The sequence below is a fragment of the Lysobacter sp. Root983 genome (genome assembly GCF_001429345.1).
In the GTDB taxonomy this organism is placed as follows: Bacteria; Pseudomonadota; Gammaproteobacteria; order Xanthomonadales; family Xanthomonadaceae; genus Lysobacter.
Genome location: NZ_LMJO01000001.1, coordinates 277,805 through 303,944 on the forward strand (window position 1 = coordinate 277,805; position 26,140 = coordinate 303,944).

At 68.6% G+C, this 26,140-nt stretch carries 15 protein-coding genes; 11 read left to right on the top strand and 4 right to left on the bottom strand.

Annotation, left to right across the window (positions count from 1 at the left end):
• Nucleotides 1–112: 112 nt before the first annotated feature.
• The 7 genes from ASE43_RS21475 to gyrA all read left to right on the top strand — a co-directional run bounded on the left by ASE43_RS21475 (nucleotide 113) and on the right by gyrA (nucleotide 9,783).
• Nucleotides 113–457, top strand: coding sequence for a hypothetical protein (locus ASE43_RS21475; RefSeq protein ID WP_157499605.1), 345 nt, complete (start codon nucleotides 113–115; stop codon nucleotides 455–457).
• Nucleotides 454–2,820, top strand: coding sequence for an NAD-dependent DNA ligase LigA (gene ligA, locus ASE43_RS01330; protein WP_057159212.1), 2,367 nt, complete (start codon nucleotides 454–456; stop codon nucleotides 2,818–2,820). The genes ASE43_RS21475 and ligA overlap by 4 nt, the downstream gene beginning before the upstream one ends.
• A complete protein-coding gene (epmA, locus tag ASE43_RS01335; protein ID WP_057159213.1) occupies nucleotides 2,817–3,803 on the top strand; it encodes an EF-P lysine aminoacylase EpmA in 987 nt (328 codons plus the stop codon). Before ligA ends, epmA begins: the two co-directional genes overlap by 4 nt.
• 104 nt (nucleotides 3,804–3,907) lie before the next feature.
• Complete coding sequence (locus ASE43_RS01340; protein ID WP_057159214.1) at nucleotides 3,908–4,645, top strand: DUF3011 domain-containing protein; 738 nt, start codon at nucleotides 3,908–3,910, stop codon at nucleotides 4,643–4,645.
• A gap of 235 nt (nucleotides 4,646–4,880) precedes the next feature.
• Nucleotides 4,881–5,657: a DUF3011 domain-containing protein gene (locus tag ASE43_RS01345; protein WP_056174452.1), complete on the top strand. Its 777-nt coding sequence runs from the start codon at nucleotides 4,881–4,883 to the stop codon at nucleotides 5,655–5,657.
• A gap of 115 nt (nucleotides 5,658–5,772) precedes the next feature.
• Complete coding sequence (mtnA, locus tag ASE43_RS01350) at nucleotides 5,773–6,828, top strand: S-methyl-5-thioribose-1-phosphate isomerase (protein ID WP_056174454.1); 1,056 nt, start codon at nucleotides 5,773–5,775, stop codon at nucleotides 6,826–6,828.
• A gap of 213 nt (nucleotides 6,829–7,041) precedes the next feature.
• The gene (gene gyrA / locus ASE43_RS01355; protein WP_056174457.1) at nucleotides 7,042–9,783 is read left to right on the top strand and encodes a DNA gyrase subunit A; all 2,742 of its coding nucleotides are present in this window, start codon (nucleotides 7,042–7,044) and stop codon (nucleotides 9,781–9,783) included.
• A 211-nt stretch (nucleotides 9,784–9,994) separates the two neighbouring features.
• On the opposite strand, the gene ASE43_RS01360 is transcribed toward gyrA, so the two are convergent.
• The gene (locus ASE43_RS01360) at nucleotides 9,995–12,151 is read right to left on the bottom strand and encodes a M4 family metallopeptidase (protein WP_082576261.1); all 2,157 of its coding nucleotides are present in this window, start codon (nucleotides 12,149–12,151) and stop codon (nucleotides 9,995–9,997) included.
• Nucleotides 12,152–12,993: 842 nt separating this feature from the next.
• On the opposite strand from ASE43_RS01360, the gene ASE43_RS01365 reads away from it, so the two are divergent.
• A complete protein-coding gene (locus ASE43_RS01365; protein WP_082607033.1) occupies nucleotides 12,994–14,484 on the top strand; it encodes an FAD-binding oxidoreductase in 1,491 nt (496 codons plus the stop codon).
• Nucleotides 14,485–14,602: 118 nt separating this feature from the next.
• On the opposite strand, the gene ASE43_RS01370 is transcribed toward ASE43_RS01365, so the two are convergent.
• Together ASE43_RS01370 and ASE43_RS01375 are read right to left on the bottom strand one after the other, a co-directional pair.
• Nucleotides 14,603–14,893 carry a proprotein convertase P-domain-containing protein gene (locus ASE43_RS01370; protein WP_200956193.1) on the bottom strand — a complete coding sequence of 97 codons (291 nt, stop codon included), beginning with the start codon at nucleotides 14,891–14,893 and terminating at the stop codon, nucleotides 14,603–14,605.
• The gene (locus tag ASE43_RS01375) at nucleotides 14,808–16,481 is read right to left on the bottom strand and encodes a M12 family metallo-peptidase (RefSeq protein WP_235568622.1); all 1,674 of its coding nucleotides are present in this window, start codon (nucleotides 16,479–16,481) and stop codon (nucleotides 14,808–14,810) included. The genes ASE43_RS01370 and ASE43_RS01375 overlap by 86 nt, the downstream gene beginning before the upstream one ends.
• A gap of 407 nt (nucleotides 16,482–16,888) precedes the next feature.
• On the opposite strand from ASE43_RS01375, the gene ASE43_RS01380 reads away from it, so the two are divergent.
• From ASE43_RS01380 to ASE43_RS01390, 3 genes are all read left to right on the top strand, one after another.
• Nucleotides 16,889–21,847 (top strand): alpha-2-macroglobulin, encoded by a 4,959-nt coding sequence (locus ASE43_RS01380; protein ID WP_057159216.1) that lies wholly within the window; start codon nucleotides 16,889–16,891, stop codon nucleotides 21,845–21,847.
• Between the two features lie 448 nt (nucleotides 21,848–22,295).
• A complete protein-coding gene (gene pbpC / locus ASE43_RS01385; RefSeq protein ID WP_082607035.1) occupies nucleotides 22,296–24,617 on the top strand; it encodes a penicillin-binding protein 1C in 2,322 nt (773 codons plus the stop codon).
• Nucleotides 24,618–24,888: 271 nt separating this feature from the next.
• Nucleotides 24,889–25,323: a hypothetical protein gene (locus ASE43_RS01390; protein WP_157499606.1), complete on the top strand. Its 435-nt coding sequence runs from the start codon at nucleotides 24,889–24,891 to the stop codon at nucleotides 25,321–25,323.
• A 184-nt stretch (nucleotides 25,324–25,507) separates the two neighbouring features.
• On the opposite strand, the gene ASE43_RS01395 is transcribed toward ASE43_RS01390, so the two are convergent.
• Nucleotides 25,508–26,134 (bottom strand): hypothetical protein, encoded by a 627-nt coding sequence (locus ASE43_RS01395; protein WP_057159218.1) that lies wholly within the window; start codon nucleotides 26,132–26,134, stop codon nucleotides 25,508–25,510.
• Nucleotides 26,135–26,140 lie beyond the last annotated feature (6 nt).

Sequence of the window (26,140 nt, forward strand, 5' to 3'; positions counted from 1 at the left end):
CTCGGGCGCGCCGCGGCGACGTCGCGGCTCGAAAAGCAAATCCCCCTCGATCCCCCTTTTTCAAAGGGGGAAGACAATCGACCGTGCAAGGCCGGGAGTATCGGCTGCGACGATGAGCGTTACGGTTGGCGTTGCCGCCGTTGCTGCCGATGCCGCCGATGCCGCCGATGCCGCTATTGCCGCCATTGCCGCCGACGCTGCCGTTGCTGCCGTTGCCGCCGCTGCTGCCATTGCCGCCATTGCCGCCGATGCCGCCGATGCCGCCGATGCCCCCGACGCGCCTATGTCGCCGTTGCTCTCGCCGTTGCCGTTGCCGTTCCCCCCTTTGGAAAAGGGGGGCAGGGGGGATTTGCTCCACCCCACGCAAACTCACAAACCCAGCATCCCCAGATTCGCCCAAACCGGTCAAAATGCGCCGATAGCGCCGCAACCGCAGCGCCATGGACGCCCGCGATGACCGACTCCGCCAAAGCCGCGCAACGCGCCGCCGTATTGCGCCAGCAGCTCGAAGACGCCAACTACCGCTACCACGTGCTCGACGATCCCAGCATTCCGGACGCCGAGTACGACCGCCTGCTGCGCGAGCTCGACCAGCTTGAAGCCGCGCATCCCGAGCTGCTCACGCCCGATTCGCCGACCCAGCGCGTCGGCAACGCGCCGTCTTCGGCCTTCGCCGAGGTCCGTCACGCGATTCCGATGCTGTCGCTGGGCAACGCCTTCAGCGACGAGGAAGTCGCCGACTTCGAACGCCGCATCGAGGAGCGCCTGGAGCGCAGCTCGCCGAGCTTCTCGGTCGAGCCCAAACTCGACGGCCTGGCGATCAGCCTGCGCTACGAACACGGCCGCTTCGTCCAGGGCGCGACCCGCGGCGACGGCGCCACCGGCGAGGACGTGACCGCGAACCTGCGCACCGTCAAGGCGATCCCGCTGCAACTGCGCGGCAAAGGCTGGCCGGACGTGCTGGAAGTGCGCGGCGAGGTCTACATGCCGCTGGCCGCGTTCAAGGCCTACAACGAGCGCGCGCTCAAGGACGGCGGCAAGGTCCTGGCCAATCCGCGCAACGGCGCGGCCGGTTCGCTGCGCCAGCTCGATCCGCGCATCACTGCGCAGCGTCCGCTGGCGTTCTACGCCTACGCGGTCGGCATCGTCGAAGGCTACGAGCTGCCGGCCACGCATTCGGCCACGCTGGCGCAGTTGCGCGAGTGGGGCTTCCCGGTCAGCGCCGAAAGCGATGTGGTCGCCGGCACCCAGGGCCTGCTCGGCTACTACCGCCGCATCGGCGAAAAGCGCGACAAGCTGCCGTTCGACATCGACGGCGTGGTCTACAAGCTCGACGACTACGCCGGCCAGCGCGAGATGGGCTTCGTCTCGCGCGCACCGCGTTGGGCGATTGCGCACAAATTCCCGGCGCAGGAACAGGCGACCACGGTCGAATCGATCGAGATCAACGTCGGCCGCACCGGCGCGGTGACGCCGTGGGCGCTGATGGCGCCGGTGCAGGTGGGCGGCGTGGTCGTGACCCGCGCCACCTTGCACAACGCCGATCAGGTCGCGCGCCTGGACGTGCGCAACGGCGACACCGTGATCGTGCGCCGCGCCGGCGACGTGATCCCCGAGGTGGTGCGGGTGGTGATCGAACAGCGCCCGCCCGGCACCCGGGCCTGGGCCATGCCCGAGACCTGTCCGCAGTGCGGCTCGGAGCTGGTGCGCGAGGAAGGCGAGGTGGTCTGGCGCTGCTCGGGCGAGCTGATCTGCCCGGCTCAGCGCAAGGAAGCCATCATTCATTTCGCTTCGCGCCGCGCCATGGACATCGAAGGCCTGGGCGAGCGTTATGTCGAGGTGCTGTCGGACCTGGGCTATGTGCAGTCGGTGGCCGATCTGTACAAGCTGGGCCTGGACGACCTGCTGGAGATGAAGCGCCGTGCGGACGAGCGCGACGGCACCACGCCGGAAACGGTCAAGGCCGGCAAGGTCGCGACCAAGTGGGCCGACAATCTGATCGAGGCGATCGACCACAGCCGCGCGACCACGCTCGAACGCTTCCTGTTCGCGCTCGGCATCCAGCACGTCGGCGAGAGCACCGCCAAGGCGCTCGCGGTCTGGTTCGGCGATCTGGCCCTGATCCGCCATCTGCCCTGGCCCATGTTCAAGCGCGTGCCGGACATCGGCGGCGAAGTCGCGCGTTCGCTGGGCCATTTCCTGGACCAGCCCGGCAACCAGCAGGTGATCGACGACCTGCTCGCGCGCGGCGTGACCATTACCGACACCCATGAGCCTACGCCCAAGCTCGCTCCGGATCTGAATCTGGCGACCTTGTTGGTGGATATGGAAATTCCCAAGGTCACCCGCATCCGCGCCGAACAGCTGGCCGCCGCGTTCGCGGATGCGGCCAAGCTGGCGGCCGCGCCCGAGCACGCCTACGTCACCGCCGGCCTGCCCGCCGACAGCGCGCAGGCCTTCGCCCTGTGGCGCGACGACGCCGACAACGCGGCCCTGCTGCAACGCGTGGGCGCGGCGTTGGCGCAACTGCAGGCGCGCCTGCCCGATGCGGCCGCGGCGGCCGCGGCCGCCGGCCCGCTGGATGGCCAGACCGCCGTGCTCACCGGCAGCCTCAGCGCCTTGTCGCGCGATCAGGCCAAGGATCACTTGGAAGCGCTGGGCGCCAAGGTCGCCGGCAGCGTGTCCAAGAAGACCAGCTTCGTGGTCGCCGGCGAGGCCGCCGGTTCCAAGCTCGACAAGGCTCAGGAGCTGGGCGTGCCGATCTGGGACGAGGCGCAGTTGCTCGCGTTCCTGGCCGAACACGGCCGCGCGGTCCCGTGAGCGAGACCGGCGCACGCGACTGGCGGCCATCGGCGAGCTTCGAGGCGCTGCGCCTGCGCGCGGCGCTCAATGCGCGCATCCGCGAATTCTTCGCCCAGCGCGGCGTGACCGAGGTCGAGACCCCGGTGTTGTCGATGGCCGGCAACACCGACCCCAACATCGCCTCGTTCTCGCTGCAGTTCAGCGGCCGCACCGACGGCGCGCCGCGCACGCGCTGGCTGCGCACGTCGCCCGAATACCCACTCAAGCGTCTGCTCGCGGCCGGCTTCGGCGACTGTTACGAACTGGGCCGGGTGTTTCGCGACGGCGAGGCCGGCGGCCGCCACAACCCCGAATTCAGCATGCTCGAGTGGTACCGGCTGGGCTACGACCATCAGGATCTGATCGCCGAGACCGCCGAACTGATCCAGGCCGCGTTGGCCCTGGTCGGGCGCGAGGCGGCGCTGGAACGCGTGGCCTATCGCGAGCTTTACCAACAGCGCCTGGGTCTGGATCCGCTGAGCGCCGACGAAGCCGAATTGCGCGCCGCCTTGGGCGAGTTGGTGATCGATCCCGAGGGCCTGGGCCGCGACGATTGGCTGGATCTGCTGATGACCCACCGCCTGCAGCCCGGCTTCGCGTCCGATCGCCTGCTCGCCGTCTACGACTACCCGGCCTCGCAGTGCGCGCTCGCGCGCGTGCGCGCCGGCGAGCCGCCGCTGGCCGAGCGCTTCGAGCTTTACCTGGGGCCGCTGGAACTGGCCAACGGCTATCACGAACTCGCCGACGCGCACGAACAGGGCCTGCGCTTCGCACGCGACCTCGCGCTGCGCGCGCAACGCGGCGCGCCCGCGCCGCCGCGCGACGAGGCGCTGCTGGCCGGCCTCGCCGCCGGTCTGCCGGACTGCGCGGGCGTTGCGCTGGGCGTGGACCGTTTGCTGATGGCGATGCTGAACGTTCCGCGCATCGCCGATACCTTGGCCTTCGATTTCGCGCGCGCATGACAAGCCTGAACGCAGAGCGCAAGACGGCGCAGTTGCAAGATGTTTTGATTGACCATTCAGGTGCGCGGGGTAGAGTGATCGCGTATCGCAAGGGGGAGCTCGCAATGCGCACAGGTACTGCCGCGGCACTGTCGTTGGCGCTGGTCTTGATGGCCGGCGCGGGCGACGCCATGGCCCAGGCCGGCGGCGAACGGCTGTACGGCGACCGCGTGCTGCGTTGCGAATCCGATGGCGAAACCCCGCGCCAATGCCCGGCCGATACCACCGGCGGCGTGCGTCTGGCGCGGCGCCTGTCCGACAGCGACTGCGTCGAGGGCAAGGGCTGGGGCGTGAATCGCAGCGGCGTCTGGGTCGCGCGCGGCTGCAGCGCCGACTTCGTGCTCGGCCAGGGCGGCAGCGGCCGCGACAGCCGCAGCGGCGATCGTGTCTTGCGGTGCGAATCCAAGGGCGGGCGCTGGAATCATTGCCGTGGCAACAGCGCCAATGGCGTGCAGCTGGTGCGCCAGTTGTCCAAGCGCCCCTGCATCCGCGACCAGAACTGGGGTGTGGACGCCCAGGGACTGTGGGTGTCCGGCGGTTGCCGCGGCGAGTTCCAGATGCTGTCCGACGGCGCCACCGAACCGGTGGCCGTCGCGCCGCGCGGCAAGGTGGTGCTGTGCGAATCGATCAAGAGCCAGGCCCAGCGCTGCGCGGTCGAGACCGGCGCTGGCGTGCGCCTGCACAAGCAGCTCTCGCGCTCGCAGTGCGTGGAAGGACGCAGCTGGGGCTTCGACGGCAACGGCATCTGGGTCGAAGACGGCTGCCGCGCCGAGTTCGAAGTCGATACGCCGCGCGGCGGCTGAGGTCCCACCGCGGCGCCGTCGCGCGCCGTCGCCACCTGCCATAAGTCCGGGCGACTGCCGCCCCCTGCGCGCGGCATACTTGCGCCCATGCGCGCCGCTGTCCGGCCGCGGCCCCGGGACTCGTTAAGCGGCAGATAAACGCATCCGGATCGGGTCCGGCGCGGTGCCGAAATCTTGAGCCTGCGTTAAGCGGGCGTGGATAAAGTTGCAGCCAACTGACAAAGGAGTGACGGACATGTTCGTACGCATCGTTTCCTGTTTCGCCCTGGCGCTGGGTTTCAGCGCGACCGCACAGGCGGCGCCGCAATACGATTCCGGTTACTACGGCGGCGGTCAGCAGACCATCCGCTGCGAGTCCGACGACGGCCGCAACCGTCAGTGCTATGCCGACACCCGCGGCGGCGTGCGCCTGGTCCGCCAGTTCTCCAAGTCGCAGTGCATCCAGGGCAGCACCTGGGGCTACAACCGCGACACCATCTGGGTCAGCGGCGGTTGCCGCGCCGAGTTCGAACTGGGCCGCGGCGGCGACGGTGGCTGGAACGGCGGTGGCGGTTGGAACGGCGGCGGCAATAACGGCGGCAACAACGGCGACACCGTGCGCTGCGAATCCGACGACGGCCGTTACCGCACCTGCGCCATCGGCGGCAACCGCGCGCGCCTGGTGCGCCAGCTTTCGAAGTCGCCCTGCGTGGAAGGCCAGAGCTGGGGCTCGCAACGCGGCAGCGTGTGGGTCAGCAACGGCTGCCGCGGCGAGTTCAGCAGCGGCCGCGGCGGCGGTGGCTGGAACGGTGGCGGCTGGAACGGCGGCAACAACCAGTGGCGCACCGTGGTGTGCGAATCCAACGACGGTCGCGAGGGCCGCATGCGTCGCTGCAATACCAGCATCCGCGACGGCGCGCGCCTGATCCGCCAGAAGTCCAAGGGCGCCTGCATCGAAGGCCAGACCTGGGGCTGGGATCAGAACGGCATCTGGGTGCAGATGGGCTGCCGCGGCGAGTTCAGCGTGCGCTGATCGCCCGCGCCAGCGCTTGAGGACGACGGGCCCCGCGGCGACGCGGGGCCCGTTTTCGTTGGCGCTTTCGCGCGCCCGCAACCAGGGCCTGGCGCGGCTGCGATAAACTGCGCGGATGAACGACATCGACTTCGACCGCTACGACCGCATTCGCCCGATCCGCTGGACCGGCGACGCCCTGGAACTGCTGGATCAGCGCCGCCTGCCGTTCCACGTCGAATACGTGCGTTGCCAGGACAGCGACGCGGTCGCGGCCGCGATCCACGCCCTGACCGTGCGTGGCGCCCCGGCGATCGGCATCGCCGCCGCCTGGGGCGTGGTGCTGGCCGCGCGCGATATCCAGGCCGACGACGGCGCCGGCGCACTGGCCGCGCTGGAACCTGCGCTGCAGCGGCTCAACGCCGCGCGTCCGACCGCGGTCAACCTGGCCTGGGCGCTGGCGCGCATGCGCCGCAGCCTGAGCGGGGCGGGCGCCGATTGGCGCGCCACGCTCGCGCGCGAGGCCCAGGCGATCGCCGACGAGGACCTGGCCGCCAACCGCCGCATGGGCGCGCTGGGCGCGGCCCTGATCGCGCCCGGCAGCGGCGTGCTCACCCATTGCAACACCGGCTCGCTGGCCACCGCTGGCTTCGGCACCGCGCTGGGCGTGATCCGCGCCGGCGTCGCCCAGGGCCGCATCGACCAGGTCTACGCCGGCGAGACCCGGCCCTGGCTGCAGGGCGCGCGCCTGACCGTGTGGGAGCTGCAGCAGGACGGCATCGCGCCGATCCTGATCGCCGACTCCGCCGCCGCGCATCTGATGAAGAGCGGGCGCGTGCAGTGGGTGGTGGTCGGCGCCGATCGCATCTGCGCCAACGGCGACACCGCCAACAAGATCGGCACCTACCAGCTCGCGATCGCCGCGCGCCATCACGGGGTCAAATTCATGGTCGCCGCGCCGTCCTCGACGGTCGACATGGCCACAGCCTCGGGCGAGGCGATCGAGATCGAGGAGCGCGATCCCGGCGAGCTGTTCGCGGTCGGCGGGGTGCGTACGGCGGCCGAGCAGGTCGGCGCCTGGAACCCGGTGTTCGACGTCACCCCGCACGAACTGATCGACGCCATCGTCACCGAGCGCGGCGTAATCGAGCGTCCCGACGCGCAGGCGATGCGCGCCGCGTTCGCGGCCTGATCGCCGCGCCTGTCGCGCGGCTGCGCCAAAGCCTGGAAAAGCACCCGCAAGTGCTTGTTTCTGCGTGGGAATCGGGCCGCTGTCCGACCCCGTTTCGTGCTATCATTTCCTGTCCTTTTGATGCCGCCTTGAGCGAGCTGCAGAACAGGCCCGCACGGGCAGGTTTCGCCGCCGTCCGGGGCGCCTAGCAAAACCGCTCAGCACGGAACCCTGATGGCCGAACTCGCCAAGGAAATCATCCAGATCAATCTCGAAGACGAGATGCGTCGCAGCTATCTCGATTACGCCATGAGCGTGATCGTGGGCCGCGCGCTCCCCGACGTCCGCGATGGTCTCAAGCCGGTGCACCGCCGCGTCCTGTACGCGATGAGCGAGCTCGGCGCGCACAGCAACAAGCCCCATTTCAAGTCGGCGCGTATCGTCGGCGACGTGATCGGTAAGTACCACCCGCACGGCGATCAGTCGGTCTACGACACGCTGGTGCGCATGGCCCAGCCGTTCTCGCTGCGTTACCTGCTGGTCGACGGCCAGGGCAACTTCGGTTCGGTCGACGGCGACTCCGCCGCCGCGATGCGTTACACCGAATCGCGCATGGCCAAGCTCACCCACGAGCTGATGGCGGACATCGACAAGGAAACCGTCGACTTCCAGCCCAACTACGACGAAAAGGAACTCGAACCCACGGTCATGCCGACCCGGGTGCCGAACCTGCTGGTCAACGGCTCGGCCGGTATCGCCGTGGGCATGGCGACCAACATCCCGCCGCACAACCTGTCGGAAGTGATCAACGCGACCATCGCCCTGATCAACGATCCGGAGCTGGACGTCGACGGCCTGATGGAATACATCCCCGGCCCGGATTTCCCGACCGCGGGCATCATCAACGGCACCGCCGGCATCATCGCCGCCTACCGCACCGGCCGCGGCCGCGTGCGCATGCGCGCGCGCGCCGACATCGAGGTCAACGAGGACACCGGTCGCGAGGCGATCGCGGTCACCGAGATCCCGTACCAGGTCAACAAGGCGCGGCTGATCGAGAAGATCGCCGAGCTGGTCAAGGAAAAGAAGCTCGAGGGCATCAGCGAGCTGCGCGACGAGTCCGACAAGGACGGCATGCGCATCTTCATCGAGGTCAAGCGCGGCGAATCGGCCGAGGTGGTGCTGAACAACCTCTATCAGCAGACCCAGATGGAGTCGGTGTTCGGCATCAACATGGTGGCGCTGGTCGACGGCCGCCCGCAGTTGCTGAACCTCAAGCAGATCATCGAGGCCTTCATCCGTCACCGCCGCGAAGTGGTGACCCGCCGCACCATCTTCGATCTGCGCAAGGCGCGTCAGCGCGCGCACATCCTGGAAGGCTTGACGGTCGCGCTGGCCAACATCGACGAGATGATCGAGCTGATCAAGACCTCGGCGAACCCCAACGAAGCGCGCGAGCGCATGCTGGCCAAGACCTGGGAACCGGGCCTGGTCGGCGCGTTGCTGGCCGCCGCCGGCGCCGAGGCCTCGCGTCCGGACGATCTGCCGGCCGGCGTCGGTTTCGCCGACGGCCGCTACCAGCTCACCGAGGCCCAGGCCAGCCAGATCCTGGAAATGCGCCTGCACCGCCTGACCGGTCTGGAGCAGGAAAAGCTCACCGACGAGTACAAGCTGCTGCTGGAGACCATCCGCGGCCTGATCGAGATCCTCGAGAATCCCGACGTGCTGCTGGAAGTGATCCGCACCGAGCTGCTGAACCTGAAGGAAGAGTTCGGCGACGCGCGCCGCAGCGAAATCCGCGCCAGCGAAGAGGATCTCGACATCCTCGACCTGATCGCGCCGGAGGACGTGGTGGTCACGCTGTCGCATTCGGGCTACGCCAAGCGTCAGCCGGTCAGCGCCTATCGCGCCCAGAAGCGCGGCGGCAAGGGCCGCAACGCGGCGGCGACCAAGGACGAGGATTTCATCGACAAGCTGTGGTTGGTCAACACCCACGACACCTTGTTGACCTTCACCAGCTCCGGCCGCGTGTTCTGGCTGCCGGTGCACCAGTTGCCGGAGGCCGGGCCTAACGCGCGCGGCCGTCCGATCATCAACTGGCTGGCGCTGGAAGCCGGCGAGCAGGTCCAGGCCGTGCTGCCGGTGCGCGAGTACGACGACCAGCACTTCGTGTTCTTCGCCACCCGCAAGGGCATGGTCAAGAAGACGCCGCTGACCGAGTTCGCCTATCGCCTGGCGCGCGGCAAGATCGCGATCAACCTCGACGAGGGCGATGCCCTGGTCGATGTGGCCCTGACCGACGGCCAGCGCGAAGTGATGCTGTTCGCCAGCAACGGCAAGGCCGTGCGCTTCGCCGAAAGCGGTCGCGAGGACGAGGCGGACAGCGCCGACGAGTCGGCCGAGATCGAGGGCGCCGAGGACGGCGTCGAGGCCGAGGCGGCGGGTGAGGGCGAAGGCGCCGACAAGTCCAAGCGCGGCAAGGGCGGCGTTCGCTCCACCGGCCGCAACAGCCGCGGCGTGCGCGGCATCAAGCTGGCTTCGGGCGAGATGGTGGTCAGCATGATCGTGATCGACGGCGACGGCGACATCCTCACCGCCAGCCAGCGCGGCTACGGCAAGCGCACTCCGGTCGAGGAGTATCCGTGCAAGGGTCGCGGCACTCAGGGCGTGATCGCGCTGAAGACCACCGAGCGCAACGGCGCCCTGGTCGGCGCGATCCAGCTCAGCGATCACCACGAAGTGCTGATGATCTCCGACGGCGGCACCCTGGTGCGTACGCGCGCGGCGGAAATCTCCCAGGTCGGCCGCAACACCCAGGGCGTGACCCTGATGCGTCTGGCCGAAGACGAGACCTTGCAGACCATCGAGCGCGTCGATGCTTCGTTGGAAGACGACGCGGACGAGAGCGGCGATGGCCTGCCGCCGATCGCGGATGCGGGCGACAAGGCAGGCGACGCGCCCAGCCCGGAAAGCTGATCCGCGGCCCGCGCTTGCCACGAGAACGCCACCTGCGGGTGGCGTTCTCGTTTGCGGCATCCGGACGACGCGTCGCCGATCGGGATCGTAGCGTGAGCGTTCGTGTGGTTCGCGCATGCAGCGCGACGCTCAAAATAAAAACCCCGGCCGAAGCCGGGGTTTTTTTATCGCATAGCCGTCGCCGAGCCGTTCCTTGGCCCGGATCGGGCAATCAGAACGTGATGCTCCAGCTGTCGATCTTGCCGGTGTCGAGCGAAGCGTTGTCGTTGACGCGCAGCTTCCAAGTGCCGTTCAGCGCTTCGCTGGTCAGGTTCTTGGTGAAGGTGCCGGTCACGTTGTCGGCGCTGCCGCCGGTGCGGTTGTGGATGTTGTACAGCGTGCCGTCCGGCGCGACCAGATCGACCTTCAGATCACCCTTGTAGGTGTGCAGGATGTTGACGGTGATCGAAGCGTTGCTCGGACCGTTGCCGGTACGACCGGAGACCGAGATCGGGCTTTCGACCGTGCTGTTGTCGGCGATCGGGAAGTCCGTGCCGTTGCTGTAGGTCTGGGTGCCGCCGGTGCCGCCGACCGTGACCGTGGAGGTCTTGGTGTTGGTGGCGCCGTTGTTGTCGGTCACCGTCAGGGTCACCGTGTAGGTACCCGCCGTCGTGTAGGTCTTGCTGGGGTTGGTGGCGGTGGAGGTGGTGCTGTCGCCGAAGTTCCAGCTACGCGAGGCGATGGAGCCGTCGCTGTCGGTGGAGGTATCGGTGAAGGCCACGGTCAGGCCGCTGACCGACGAGGTGAAGTTCGCCACCGGGGGAGCGTTACCGCCGCCTGGGCAGTCGACGCCGACCAGCGCGAAGGCCGCACTCACGTCGGCGACGTTGTAGCCCAGATCGGTGGCCGCGGTCTCGACGCCGCAGGAGCCCTGGATGAAGTTGGTGCTCGCCGTCCAGTACAGCTGGTTGGCGCGGGCGAAGGCCTTGAACGCCTTCTGCGTATCCCAGCCCGAGGTGGTCGCCAGCTTCCAGAACGCCTTGTTGTACACGCCGGACGAGTAGTGCACGTCCATGCCGTTGGTGTAGTTCGAGGCGTGGCCGATCGAGCTGCCGTCCTGCGGCGGGTTGGCCATGTAGCGCAGGGCGCCGGTGGCCTTGAAGATCTGCGCGCCGACCAGGAAGTCGTTCGTGCCGTTCATGTAGTACTCGGCGGCTTCGCCGGCCATGTCGGAGAACGCTTCGTTGATGCCGCCGGACTGGCCGGAGTAGGTCAGGTTCGAGTTCTGCTCGGTGAAACCGTGCGAGACCTCGTGCGCCGACACGTCCAGGCTGACCAGCGGGTAGAAGGTCGAGCCGCCGTCGCCGAAGGTCATCGCCGAGCCGTCCCAGAACGCGTTCTGGTAGCTGTTGCTGTAATGCACGCGCATGGTCAGCTGGAAGCTCAGCGGCGGCACGCCCACGTAGGCGCCGTACATGTCGTAGACGACCTTGCCGAAGTAGTGCGCGTCGTTGAGCGGCGAATAGGCGCCGTTGATGGTCTTCACGGTGTTGCGCGGGCAGGTGTACGAGAACGCCGTGCTGCCGGTGGTGCCGTGATTGAGGTTGACCGTCTTCACGTTGGCGTTGTTCATGGTGCAGGTGCTGCCGCTCTGCGCCACGTCGAGGAAACCGAAGTTGGTGCCGTACTCGTACTGGCCGGTCTTCTGGTTGCCGCCGGGGCCGGTGCCGTTGGCGTGCGCTAGCGCGTCCCACTGCTTGAGCACGCGGCCGTCGTTGGCGTCGACGATCACGAACGGACGCGTCGGCGAACCGCCCTTGGCGGCGTCGGCGAAGTACGACACGACATAGGCCAGGTGGGCGCGGCCGCCGTCGTCGACATAGATGACCTGCTCGGTCTTCTCGTCGCGGGTGCCGAGCAGGCCCTGACGGTTGCCCAGGCCGGCGCGCTTGCCGACGCTCAGCGCCTGCGACTTGGCCAGCTTGGGCGTGACGCTGGGCACGTCGGCGTCGATGCCGTTGATCATCTGACCGAACAGCGTGCGCACGTTGCCGTTGGCGTCTTCGCTGACGACCATCTGCTCGCCGAAGATCCGCACGCCGCGATGGCTCTGCTGATAGCGGTAGTGGCGGGTGCCGTCGCGGTCGGCCTTGATCGCGACCGCCTTGAGCGTGGACTGCGTGTCCAGCGCCAGCAGCTCGGCGTGACGCGCACCGGCATCGGCGCTGGCGCCGACGCTGGCCGCGGCCGCGCGATACTGCTGATTGAGCTGGTTGACGTTGCTCTGGTGCAGATCGACGCGTTGCGCCGCATCGGCCGCGCCAGCGGCCAGGACCAGGGCGGCCGCGGCCGCGAGTGCGTGCAGTTTCGGTACGGAATGACGATTCACTGGTGTTACCCCCGAAGCTAGTGTTGTTGGTCGGGCCGCGGTCGCGGCCGGCTCACTGCAGGTGGTGCATCCGCCCCCTGTCACCAACACGCCCTGGCCCTGCGCACTCGATCGTCCTTGTGCGTGCGGTAGGTCGTGGGTCTATCGGATGCCGCCGCGATGTCCTTCGCGACGGCGGAGCGACGCTAGGCCGGGGTGCAAATTGGGGTCAAAGCTGTGGAACTAAGTCACATTCGTTAAGGAATGAATGCGTACTGATGCAGTGCATGGCGCTTGCATCTGAAACCGTTTTTTTGCCGTATTTGGCGCGTGAATCTGGATTTTACGAGACCGCCATCGGATTGTAATAATGTTTTAAATATATTGTTGCAATGCACAAGGATTATGCGCGGTGCGGGTGGGGGTTTTGTCGCCTGAATGCGTTGATGATCTTATCCAGCGAAATCAAAGGCTTTCACGCTCACTAACATGAACGAGTAAGCGGTCTTGATTATTTTCAGCTAGATAATCAATCGTCGAATGTGACCTAATTCCGCGCATAAGCGTGGGGGCTATTCCAGTTACGGCAGGAGCCGGTCTTCGCAGACGCTGGCGGGCCCGGCGATGCGGATTCAGCGGGTGTCGGCCGCGACCGCGACGCCGCGGAAGTCCGGCCTCCGTCCTCCAGCCAGGCACGGCCAGACCTCGACCACCGATCTGGTGCGCCTGGCGCACGGTCGCTAACCTGACCGCATGCCCCGCGCGCCCCACGCTTCGATCGAGATCCCGGCATTCGGACCGGCCGGCGCGCGGCGGCAGGGTGGAGGGCGCCGCGCCGATCGGGCCGGAGGCGACCCGCGTTGATGGGCCGCGACGACAGCGATACCGCCTGCGGCGACGCCGACGCCGACGTCGCGAACGAGGTTTGTGCCGATCCCGGACGGCGCGAGGCGCTGCGGGTGCTTGCCACCTGCGCCGCGCTGGGCGTGTCCGGCTGCGCGCGCGAGTCGCCGGACCGCGACGAACGCCGGCTGCGCGATATCGGCGGCATCGACGAAATCGAAGTGGGGCGCGTGCTCAGACCGAACTCGGTGGCCGCGGTCGTGGCCGCATTGCGAAGCGGTCCAGGCGCGGTGTCGATCGGCGGCGCGCGTTGCAGCATGGGCGGCCAGATCGCCGCGGACGGATCGTTGCATCTGGACATGCGCGGCTTGAATCGCATGGTGTGGCTGGACCCCGCGCAGCGGCGCGTGCGCGTGCAGACCGGCATGTCCTGGCGCGAGTTGCAGGAGCTGATCGACCCGCACGGTCTGGCGGTTTCGATCATGCAAAGCTACAGCAACTTCAGCATAGGCGGCTCCCTCTCGGTCAATTGCCACGGCCGCTACGTCGGCAAGGGCAGCCTGATCCACAGCCTGCGCGCGCTTCAACTGATCGACGGCGACGGGCAGGTGCACGAGCTCAGCCGCGAGCGCGACCCGCGGTTGTTCCATGCGGCGGTGGGCGGCTATGGCGGACTGGGCGCGATCACCGAGGCCGAGTTCGATCTCAGCCTCAACCATCGCATCGTGCGGCGCGCCGAGCGGGTGGCCTTGGACGAGTATCCGGCCTGGTTCGCCGAACGCGTGCTCGCCGATCCAGCCAGCGTGCTGCACAACGCCGACTTGCTGCCGCCACGCTTCGACGCGCCGGTCGCGGTGACCTGGAGCCACTGCGCAGAGCCGCTGACTGTCGACGAGCGTCTGATCGCGCGCAATGGCGACTACCGCCGCGACCGCAAACTGATCTGGAGCGCGTCCGAATTGCCGGGCGGCCCCTGGATGCGCGAGCGATACTCGGTCGAGAGGCTGCTGCGCGAGCGCGAGGTGGTCTGGCACAATCGCGAAGCCAGCCTGGACATCGCTTCGCTGGAGCCGAGCACGCGGCGCTATTCGACCTATCTGCTGCAGGAGTACTTCGTGCCGGTCCCGGCCTTCGCCGAGTTCGCGCGCGCGCTGGCGCGGCTCCTGCGCGACTTCGAGGTGCACGCATTGAACGTTTCGATCCGGCACGCGCCCGCGGATCGGCAATCGCTGCTGAGCTGGTCGCCGACCGAGGTGTTTTCGTTCGTGCTCTATCACAAGCAGCGCAGCGGCGCGCGCGCCGACGCGGTCGCCGGGCAATGGACGCGGCGCCTGATCGATCTGGCCCTGGATCACGGCGGCCGCCACTATCTGCCATACCGCCTGCATGCCACGCGCGAGCAGTTTCTACGCGGCTATCCGGCAGCGCCGACGTTCGTGGCGCTCAAGCGCCAGATCGATCCGCGAGGACGTTTCCGCAATCGGATGTGGGACAAGTACTTGCCGAGGTGAGGGCGGGCTCGTCGGGCGATGCCGCCGTGGCGCTTCCCGCTGGCGCAAGAGAAACCCCGGCCGTGGCCGGGGTTTCGGTGGGATCCGGAGCCGGGCGCGCGGGCCCGGTCGCGGCGCATCAGAAGGTGATGCTCCAGTTGTCGATGTAGCCCACGTCCTGGCCGGCCCGGTCGGCCGCGCGCAGGCGCCAGGTGCCATTGAGCGCTTCGGTGGACAGGTTCTTGACGAAGGTGCCGCTGACGTTGTCGGCGCTGCCGCCGCTGCGGTTGTGGATGTTGTAGACCGAGCCGTCCGGCGCCAGCAGGTCCACGATCAGGTCGCCCTTATACGGATGGACGATGTTGACCGAGATCGAAGCGTTGGACGGGGCGTTGCCGGTGCGGCCGGAGACCACGATCGAGCTGCTCACGCCGGTGGCGTTGTTGTCGGGAATGTTGACGTCGGTGCCGTTGCTGTAGGTCTTTGGTGTTGCTGGCGCCGTCGTCGTCGGTGACGGTCAGGGTGACGGTGTAGGTGCCGGCCGTCGCGTAGGTCTTGCTGGGGCTGGTGGCGGTGGAGGTGGTGCCGTCGCCGAAGTTCCAACTGCGCGTAGCGATCGTGCCGTCGCTGTCGGTGGAGGCGTCGGTGAAGCTTACCGTCAGGCCGCTGGCCGAGGAGCTGAAGTTGGCCGTCGGCGCGACGTTGGCGCCCGGGTCGGCGCGGAACGCCGCCATCGCCGCCTTGGTCTGCACCAGCACGCGCTGGTTGTGGCTGAGGTTGGTGTTGCCCATCGGCACGCCGTTATAGCTGACGTCGGGGTTGGACCAGTAGTTCAGGCGCGTGCAGGCGGTGCCGCTGCACTGGTAGGCCATGATGGTGCGCCAGCGCGTGCCCGTGGCCGGTGCGTACTGGTAGCCGTGGCCGTAGGCGTAGGGCGTGCTGCTGGGGTCGTTGGTCGGATCGTGGCGCGCCGACAACAGGTGGCCGATCTCGTGGGCGAAGCTGTAGTAGCCGGTCGCGCAATCCCAATACACCGTCGCGAACGCGCTGGCGGCGTTGGAGCCGATCGAACTGGCGCGGCCGCAGTTGCTGTCGTCGTCGATGACCAGCACGTTGACGTCGGCGGCGTTGGCGTCGCGGCTGGCATGCACGTCGTCCATGTAACCGTCGCTGGTGCCCGCGAAACGCTGCACGTCGGTGGCGTGACCGTCGCCGACCGAGGTGTATTGCACCGTGCGGTAGTTGGCCAGGACCATGTTGATGCCGACGTTGGAGTTGACGTAGCCCTGGTTGCTCTCGGCCACGGCCAGTTCGATCAGCGCTTCCATGTCGCCGCCGTACGCGGCGACCGCCTGGTTGGTGGCGACCACCTGGACGCGGATGGTGGCGGTGGCACCGGGGTCGATCGCGGCCGCGCCGACCAGGCCGCCGCCGCTCACGGCGCGCGCCGCAGTGGCGCGCATGTCGATCTGCGGCATGCGGGCTTCGTTGTAGTCGGCCGCGTGATCCGGCGGCAGGCGGCTTTCGTCGACTTCGATCACCGCGTTGCTGCCGTCGGGCAGGGACTGGATGCGGTACAAGGTGCCGTCGACGCGCACGTTGCCGGTGATGCGGTCGCCGTGGCGGACCAGGGCCACCGAGTTGCGTTCGTCGACACGCACTTCGCGGGAGCCGCGCAAAGCCGCGGCGCCGCGCGAATCGCGCAGACGGCCGAGCCAGACGGTGTTGCCGCGCTCGGTCTGGTGCGCGTCGTCCAGCGTGGCGGTGACCAGGCGCGAGCCCAGGCGCAGTTCGATCTCGCGGTTCTGCGCGCTGACCACCGAGGCGTCGGCGCGTTCGATGCGCAGGCTGCGGGTGGGGGCGGCGTGCGACAGCTGCTGGGCGGTGGCGAGCGCGGCGCGTTGCGGGGCCGGCGCCTGTCCGACGAACAGCGGCTTGGCCGCGAACGCCGGGGCGCTGGCGATGGACAGGAGCAGTGCGGCCTGGGCCAGGCGCGCTGCATGCTTACGGGTGGTCATCGGGTTCTCTCTCCCTGGTCGGCCGGGGCGCGGCCGCGTCGATGGCGATCCCTGGCGCGGCGTCCGTGCTAGCCGATGCGCAGGGCGATGGCGGACGGATCGTCGATCCGGCCGTTTTCCAAGCTAGCCAACGAGGCGCCGGGGCGGGGCAGGGGAAACCAACCGCGCCTGTACTCACAGTGTGATTCGAGTCATGCATTGGCACATGCGTCGCTGGCGCTGGATCGGCCCGACTTCGGTTTGAAACATTGTTCCAGGGTGTGAGGGGCGATTGCGCCGGGCGCTCGATGCGGCCGTCGTCGGCGTTCGGCAACGCCAGCAAAACGATGCCTGCGCATGGTCCGCAAATTGTCCTTATGGCGATGCTGGGCGCGCTCTATACTCGTCGCAACCCTAGGGGAGACGACATGGATAGCGTGGTGGGTGGTGCTGCATTTTCGTTCCGGCGCGTCGTGCGCGCGGCCGCTGGCTTGGCCTTGGCGCTGCTGCTGATCGGCGGGCCCGTCGCCTGCAAGCGCGACACCACCGGCCAACTGCCCGAGGTGAGCGGCGAGGCGATCAAGGCCAAGCGCGAGACCGTCGAGGGCTTCGGGCTGGTCGCGGCTTATCCCGATCAGAAAGCCGACGAGCAGCTCGCGATCGCCCTGGAATTCAGCCAGCCGCTGGTCGGCAGCCAGGCCTTCGACGACCTGATCGCGGTCGCCGACAAGAACGGCGCCGTGGTCAAGGGCAGCTGGGTGCTGGACGACGGCGGCAAGGTCCTGCGTTTCCCCCACGTCGAAGCCAGCAAGGATTACGTGGTCACCATCAAGGGCGGCCTCACCGCCGCCGACGGCGACCGCATCGGCAAGGCCGTCACCCGCAACGTCTACACCGGTCCGCTGGATCCGGTGGTCGGCTTCGCCTCGCAAGGCAGCGTGCTGCCGGCGCGCGAGAGCCGCGGCCTGCCGGTGGTGTCGATCAACGTCGCCGAAGTCGACGTCGAGTTCATGCGCATCAAGGACAAGGAACTGCCCAAGTTCTTCGCCGAGTACCAGCGCGGCGGCCGTCGCGGCAGCTGGGAGCTGGAGCGCGACTGGGACGACAAGACCCCATTGTCCAAGCTGGCCGAGCCGGTCTACGTCAATCGTTTCGTGCTCGGCGGCAAGCCCAACGAGCGCGTGTTGACCTATCTGCCGCTGCAGGACATCGAGGAGCTGCAGAAGCCCGGTCTGTACTTCGCGGTGATGAAGCGCAGCGGCCAGTTCAAGGACGAGTTCGAGACCGCGTTCTTCACCGTCAGCGATCTCGGCCTGCATGCGCGCGCCTACAAGGACAAGCTGTTCGTGCATACCGCCTCGCTGGAGAACGGCGATGCGGTCGGCGGGGTCGAGCTCAAGGTGCTGGACGCCAATGGCGAGCCGGTGCTGAAGGGCGAGACCGACCGCAACGGCAACGTGATGCTGGCCTACAAGCTCGACGCCACCCAGGTGCTGGTGGCGCAGCGCGGCAGCGACGTGTCGATGCTGCCGTTCAACCAGCCGGCGCTGGACCTGTCCGAGTTTGCGGTCTCCGGCCGCGAGCAGGCCTGGTTCGACGTGTTCGCCTGGTCGGGCCGCGATCTCTACCGCCCGGGCGAGACCGTGCGCCTGTCGGCGCTGCTGCGCGATCAGGACGGCAAGCCGGTCGCGCTCAAGGGCAAGGCCTTGCAGCCGGTGTTCCTGCGCTACGTGCAGCCCGACGGCAAGACCTTCCTGGAAACGCGCCTGCAGCCCGACAGCCAGGGCTATGTGCGCCACGCCCAGGTGATTCCGGCCGACGCCGCGACCGGCCGTTGGCGGGTCGAGTTCCGCACCGATCCGGCCAGCAAGGAAGCGGTGCAGGGCATGACCCTGCGCATCGAGGAGTTCCTGCCCGAGCGCCTCAAGCTGGACCTCAACGCCCAGGCCACGCTGAAGCCGGGCGAGCCGATCAAGCTCGCCGTCGACGGCGCCTATCTCTATGGTGCGCCCGCGGCCGGCAACCGTTTCACCGCCAAGCTGGCGGTGATGGTGGAGCAGCATCCGTTGGAGCAACTGCCCGGCTACTTCTTCGGCGACCCGACCCTGAGCCTGCCCAAGGAAGCCAAGGACGTGGTCGATACCGCGCTCGACGCCCAGGGCAAGTTGCAGCAGAACGTGGCGCTGCCCAGCGAGGCCAAGCCGGTCAGCCCGATCGCCGCCATCCTCACCGGCAGCGTCTACGAAAGCGGCGGCCGCAGCGTCAATCGCAGCCTCAAGCGCGTGCTGTGGCCGGCCGATGCCCTGGTCGGCGTGCGTCCGCTGTTCGACGACAAGGAAGGCACCGATTCCAACGGCAACGCCGGTTTCGAGCTGACCCGCGTCGGCGCCGACGGCAAGCCGCGCCCGGCGCGTGGCCTGCGCGTGACCCTGATCCGCGAACACCGCGACTACCACTGGAACTACGACGCCGACGGCGGCTGGGACTACGACTTCAACCGCCGCTACGAAGACGTGCAGACCCGCAACGTCGACCTCGGCGCCTCGCCGCTGCGCCTGGATTTCCCGGTCGAGTGGGGCGAGTACCGCATCGACGTCTACGACCCGGCGACCCAGCTGACCTCGCGCTATCCGTTCAAGGCCGGTTGGAGCTGGGACGACCAGAACCGCGGCCTCGACGCGCGCCCCGACAAGGTCAAGATCGCGCTCGACAAGACCGCCTACAAGGCCGGCGACACCCTCAAGGTCACCCTGACCCCGCCGCACGCGGGCAAGGGCCTGCTGATGGTCGAAAGCGATCGCATGCTGTACGTGCAGGCGATCGACGTGAAGGCCGGCAGCAGCTTCGAGATTCCGGTCACCAACGATTGGGACCGCCACGACGTCTACGTGACCGCGCTGGTGTTCCGCGGCGGCAGCGCGCCCAGCAAGATCACGCCCGCGCGCGCGGTCGGCATCGCCCACGTGCCGATGGACCGGCGCGAGCGCACGGTCGCGGTCGGGCTCAACGTGCCCAAGCTGATGCGGCCCGAGCAGGACCTGCCGGTCACCGTCAGCGCGCCGCAGCTGGCCGGGCAGGAAGCCTACGTGACCGTGTCCGCGGTCGATGTGGGCATCCTCAACATCACCCGCTTCCCGGTGCCGGACGCGGCCGCGCATTTCTTCGCCCAGCGTCGTCTGGGCGTGGACGCCTACGACGTCTACGGGCGCGTGATCGAGAGCTTCGAGGGCGGCACCGCCAAGCTCCGCTTCGGCGGCGACGCAGCACTGGAGGCCTTGCCACAGGCACGGCGCCCGACCGCCAAGGTGCAGACGGTGGACCTGTTCGCCGGGCCGGTGCGCCTGGATGCCAAGGGCAATGCCCTGGTCAAGCTGGCGGTGCCCGATTTCAACGGCACCTTGCGGGTGTCGGCGCTGGTGTACTCCGGCGGCAAGTACGGCAAGCGCGACCGCGAGACCATCGTGCGCGCGCCGGTGCTGGCCGAGGCCAGCACGCCGCGCGTGCTCGCACCGGGCGACCGCAGCAACGTCACCCTGGACGTGCAGAACTTCACCGGCAAGCCCGGCGAGTTCGAGGTCAAGGTCGAAGGCATCGGCCCGCTGTCGCTGAGCGACGGCAACCGCAAGGCCAACCTGGGCGTGGAGGCCAAGACCACCTACACCTTCCCGATCGTCGCCCGCGAGGGCTACACGGTCGCGCAGGTGCGCGTGCGCGTGGAGGGCAACGGCTACAAGGTCGACCGGCGCTACGACGTGCCGGTGCGGCCGGCTTGGCCGCAGGTCTTGCGTGCGCGCACCCAGGTGCTGGAGGACAACGCCTCGGTGCGCCTGGGCGCGGACTTCGCCGAAGGCCTGATGCCGGGCTCGGTGAACGCGCGCATGACGGTCAGCGCCTTGCCGCCGATTCCGTTCGCCAGCGCGCTGCAGGGCGCGCTGGAGTATCCGTACGGCTGCGCCGAGCAGACCACCAGCAAGGGCTATGCCGCGCTGGAGCTGGACGAGGCCACCGCCAAGATGCTCGGGGTCAAGGGCCTGGACGCCAAGCAGCGGCGCGCGCGCATGGAAGGCGCGTTCGGTCGCCTGGCGGCGATGCAGATCGGCTCCGGCCACTATTCGATGTGGGGCGACGGCGACTACGTCAATCAGGCGATCACGCCCTACGTGGTCGAGTTCCTGCTGGACGCGCGCGACGCCGGTTTCGCGGTGCCCGAGACCATGCTGCAGAAGTCCCTGAAGGTGCTCAACGAGGACCTGCTGTCGGGCGGCGCCCAGTTCTTCGGCTACGACCGCCGCGAACACCTCAAGTTCGCCTATCAGGCCCACGCCGGCTATGTGCTGGCGCGCGTCAACCGCGCGCCGCTGGGTACCTTGCGCGCGCTCTACGACAACGAGCGCAAGAACAGCGTGACCGGCCTGCCGCTGGTGCACCTGGGCCTGGCGCTGTCGATGCAGGGCGACAAGGCGCGCGGCAAGAAGGCGATCGCCGAAGGTTTCGCCAAGGACTCCAAGGACCGTCCGGAGTACCTGGGCGACTACGGCAGCCGTGTGCGCGACGACGCCTTGATGATCGCGCTGGTGCACGAGCGCGGCTACGCCACGCCGGCCTACGACGGCCGCGCGGTGCCGCTGGGCCTGGAGCTGGACGCGCGCCGCAATCGCGGTTGGCTGTGGCTGAGCACGCAGGAGCAGGTCGCGCTGGCGCGCCTGGGCAAGGCGCTGATGGCCGACCAGGCCAAGACCGTGTCCGGCCAATGGAAAGTCGGCGATGTCGCCAGCGACGCCGGTGCGGCCAAGATCGTCGGCCGCCTGTTCGACTACGACGCGCTGGCCGCGGGCGTGAGCTTCGCGCCGGTCGGTCAGCCGCCGCTGTACGCGAGCATGGAAGTGGCCGGCGTGCCGCGCCGCGCGCCGGACCCGGACAGCTCGGTGATCGAGGTCAAGCGCAAGTACTACACGACCAAGGGCGAGGAGTGGGAAGGCGGCAGCCTGGAGGAGGGCGAGGCTCTGATCGTGCAGGTCAGCATCAAGGCCAGCCGCAGCATGCCCGACGCCCTGCTCACCGACCTGCTGCCGGCGGGCCTGGAGATCGAGAACTTCAACCTCGGCGACGCCAAGCAGTGGGCCGGCGTGGTGGTGGACGGCATCGAGATCTCCGACCGCGACGACGCCGCCGAAGTACGTCACGAGGAGTTCCGCGACGACCGTTACGTGGCCGCGCTCAAGCTCGACGTCGGCGACACCGCGCGGGTGTTCTACTTGGTGCGCGCGGTCACGCCGGGCACCTACACCGTGCCGCCGTCGTTGGTCGAGGACATGTACCGTCCGGATCTGCGCGGCGTCGGCAAGGCGGTACCGGCGATGCTGACGGTGACGCAGCCGGGCAAGTGAGGTAGCGCCGCGGGCGGGCTCGCGGCGGCCCTCACCCCAAGCCGCGCCCCGGCCCGACTGCATGGCGGTCGGGCTTTCGGTGCAGCGCGAGCCAGTGGCTCGTAAGCGCTGCCGCTCACCCCGCAAGCGGGAGAGGGGCAGCGCGTGAGGCGGAACCAATGCTGTCCCTACTCCCGCTGGCGGGAGAAGGTGCCCGTAGGGCGGATGAGGGAAGCGAGCGCCGCAGGCGTGAGTGCTTCCATTCCCAAGTACTTCCAGTAAACGAAAGCCGGTGAATCCAGTGAGCAGTACGGAACCTCCGGCGCCGGAGCGGCCCTCACCCCAACCCTCTCCCGCAGGCGGGAGAGGGGGCATAGGCGCGTGCAAGCGCTGGTGGCGTCGCCTGCGCGGAGTGAAGTCCGATCCAGCAGCGGCAACGACCGCGCTGCCGAAGCCGCGCCGCTTCGGAATGAAGCTGCTGCTCGCCGCGCTGCTGTTCGTCACCTCGGCGATGCTGCTCGATCTGGCCTTCCCGCTGCCGCTGCCGCGCGAGGGTCAGGCCGGCGCGGTGGTGGTCGCCGCCGACGGCACGCCGCTGCGCGCGTTCGCCGATCGCGGCGGCATCTGGCGGTACCCGGTGCGCATCGAGCAGGTCTCGCCGCTGTACCTGCAGGCCCTGCTGAACTACGAGGACCGCTGGTTCTGGAAGCATCCCGGCGTGAATCCCTACGCCTTGCTGCGCGCGGGCGGGCAGTGGCTGGGCAGCGGCCGGGTGGTCTCCGGCGGTTCGACCCTGACCATGCAGGTCGCGCGCATCCTGGATCCGCATACGCGCACGCCCTGGGGCAAGCTCAAGCAATTGCTGCGCGCGCTGCAGTTGGAAGCGCATCTGTCCAAGCGCGAGATCCTGACCCTCTATCTCAATCGCGCCCCGTTCGGCGGCACCGTCGAAGGCGTGGAGGCGGCGAGTTGGGCTTATCTGGGCAAGCCTTCGTCGCGCCTGTCGCATGCCGAGGCCGCGCTGTTGGCGGTGCTGCCGCAGTCGCCGAGCCGGCTGCGTCCGGACCGCGAACCCGAGCGCGCGCGAGTGGCGCGCGACAAGGTGCTGGCGCGCATGGCCGCGCTGGGCGTGTGGTCGCGCGCGCTGGTCGCCGACGCGCGCATCGAACCGGTGGTGGCGCGTTCGCTGCAACCGCCGCAGCACGCGCCCCTGCTGGCCCAGCGCCTGCGCTTCGAGCAACCCAAGGCGACGCGGCTGACCTCGACCATCGACATCGAACTGCAGCGCACCCTCGAGGACCGCGTCGCGGCCTACTTCTCCAATCTGCCCGAGCGCACCTCGGCGGCCTTGCTGGTGATCGACAACGCGAGCCTGGAGGCACGCGCCTACGTCGGTTCGGCGACCTTCGCCGATACCGCGCGCCTGGGCCACGTCGACATGGTCAAGGCCTGGCGCTCGCCCGGTTCGACGCTCAAGCCCTTCCTGTACGGCCTGGCCCTGGACGACGGCCTGATCCATTCCGAAAGCCTGCTGGTCGACGCGCCGCAGTCGTTCGGCGACTACCGGCCGGGCAATTTCGACGCGACCTTCAACGGGCCGGTGGGCGCGGCCGAGGCGCTGCGCCTGTCGCTCAATGTGCCGGCGGTGGATCTGCTGGATCGGGTCGGGCCCAGCCGTTTCTCGGCGCGGCTCGCGCATGCGGGCATCGAACTGCATTGGCCGCGCGGCGCGACCCCGAACCTGTCGATGATTCTGGGCGGCACCGGCGCGCGCCTGGAGGATCTGGTCGGCGCCTACGCGGCGCTAAACCGCGAAGGCCTGGCCGGACGCGTGCGCTACACGCCGGACGCGCCGCTGCTGGAACGGCGCTTGTTGTCGCCGGGCGCGGGCTGGATCGTGCGCGAAATCCTCGAGGCCAATCCGCGGCCGGGCGCCGTCGCCGACACCTTCGATACCTCGGGCCGACCGCGGGTGGCCTGGAAGACCGGCACCAGTTACGGCTTCCGCGACGCCTGGGCGCTGGGCAGCACGCGCCGCTACACGGTCGGGGTCTGGGTCGGGCGGCCGGACGGCACGCCCTTGCCCGGCCAGTACGGCGCGGTCACCGCCTTGCCGCTGCTGTTCGAGGTGGTCGACAGCCTGCCGCGCCAACGCGGCGACGGCGCGCTGAAGCCGCCGCCGGCGAACGTCGAGCAGATCGAGGTGTGCTGGCCGCTGGGCTTGCCGCCGGATCCACAGGCGCCGCAGCTGTGCCAGAAGAAGCTGCAGGCCTGGACCCTGGACGGCTCGGTGCCGCCGACCTTCGCCGAGCGCGATGCGCGCCTGTGGAACGCGGGCGTCGAGCGTTTCCAGGTCGATGCGCGCAGCGGCCTGCGCCTGTCCGCCGATTGCAGCGCCTCGCATGCGCGCCGTGAGGCCAGCATCGCGCGCTGGCCGGCCCTGGCCTCGCCCTGGCTGGCCGCGGAGACCCGCCGCGCCTCGCGCCTGCCGGCGCTGGCGCCGGACTGCGCCGCCGATGGGCGCGACGCCAGCGAGGAACTGCGCATCGAAGGCCTGGCCGATCAGGCCACGATCGCGCGCGCGCCCGGCAGCGTGCACGCGCTGCGGCTGTCCCTGCGCGCGATCGGCAGCGCGGCGCGGATCCGTTGGTTGCTGGACGGGCGCCTGATCGGCGAGACCGAGGGCGACACCGCCTTCGCGCACGACTTCGGCGAGCCCGGCGATCATCAGCTCACCGCCTTGGCCGACAGCGGCGCCTGGTCGCGAGTGCGGTTCCGGGTGCTGCGCTGAGCTGGCTCGAATAGCGCGGTGTTCGTCCGGGCCTGAATCGCAAGCTCGTAACGACGGAGAATGGCACGCTGCAAATGCATCAGATGGACACTGTGCATGCCTATTTGGCGCATATGCGGTGAGATGTCTGTGCATGCCCTCCGATTCGTCACTCGACGCTAACCGCACGGCTGTTCCATTGCAGCGGCCGGCATGATCGTGGCGATGAGGCGATGGTGGAAAGCCGGCTGCCGTTGCGCGCCTCGCGCCTCCGTCACTACAGGATGTGCTCATGAACAGAATCACCGTGCTTGCTGTGCTGTCGATCGCCGCTTTGCCCGCGTTCGCGCAATCCTTGGGCGAGCAGAAGCAGTTGCTGCAATGGCAGGGCTGGCTGGATGCGAAGGTCTCGCTGTTCCAGGAAAAATGCGGCTATGCCCTCGGCGCCAAGCTCGATCCGAATCTGGTCGCGCCGTTCGTGGCGCAAAAGCAGGTCGCCTCGAACTATTGCCAGGCCGTCGCCGACGGCATGGCGCATATGTGCGACGACCCCACGTCCAAGGCGGCCATCGCGGCCAGGGTCAAGGCATTGCGTTGCAGCCACAAACCCGGCGACCGCAACGGCAGTTTCAGCCTGGCCGCGGACGGCACGCTGACCTTCGCCTTCGATGTGGACACGCCGAACATTTCCGACAAGACCAAGGCGTATCTGGAAAAGACGCTGTAAGCGGGCAGGCATGGCGGTTGGGTCGCAACCACCCCGCGCCGATTCGCCGTAGGGTGCGGTGAGCCTCAGGCGAACCGCACCGTCGCCATGCAGGACTCACGCCGGTGATGCGGTTCGCCGCGCTCACCGCATCCTAAAGCGCCGCCGGGCGGTCATCTGATCGCGGCGCTTTAAGCGCGACGTCTCAGTCGTCGCTGCGCGGTTTGCGCTTGCGATGCTCGTCCAGCGATACGACCTGGCCGCGTTCGCCCGACGCGCGCGGCTTCGGCTTGACCGGCTTGGCCTGCGCGCGCATGCGCCAACGCTGCCGCATCCAGGGCAGTACGCGCCAGGCGCGAGCGCCGTCCAACGGCGGCACCGGCAGCAGGTTGAGCACCAGGATCATCAGGTTGACCGGCCCCCAGGCGATCACCACCGCGGTCTGCAGCGAGGCGAGCATCCCGGTCGAGGAGGGCAGCGCGCCGATCAGCATCGCCAACCCGAACAGCAGGGCCTGCGCGCCGACGCCGCCCCAGGCGATCGCGATGTCCTGCGCGGGCGTACGCGCCGATTCGTGCACGCAGCCGCCATGCATCGGATAGATCCGCAGGCTCTCCACGTAGAGACCATGGCGGCGCGCGACCCAGGCGTGGCCGGCTTCATGAGCGACGATCAACAGCAGATACGCGAGCACGCCCACGGCAGCGGTGAGCGGATTGCTTCTGAACGACAAGCTGAGGATCAGCGCCACGACCACCAGCACGCTCCAGTGGAACACCACCGGCGCGCCGAGCAGGCGGAACGGGACGAATTCGCGCGGCAAAGGGCGCATGCGTTG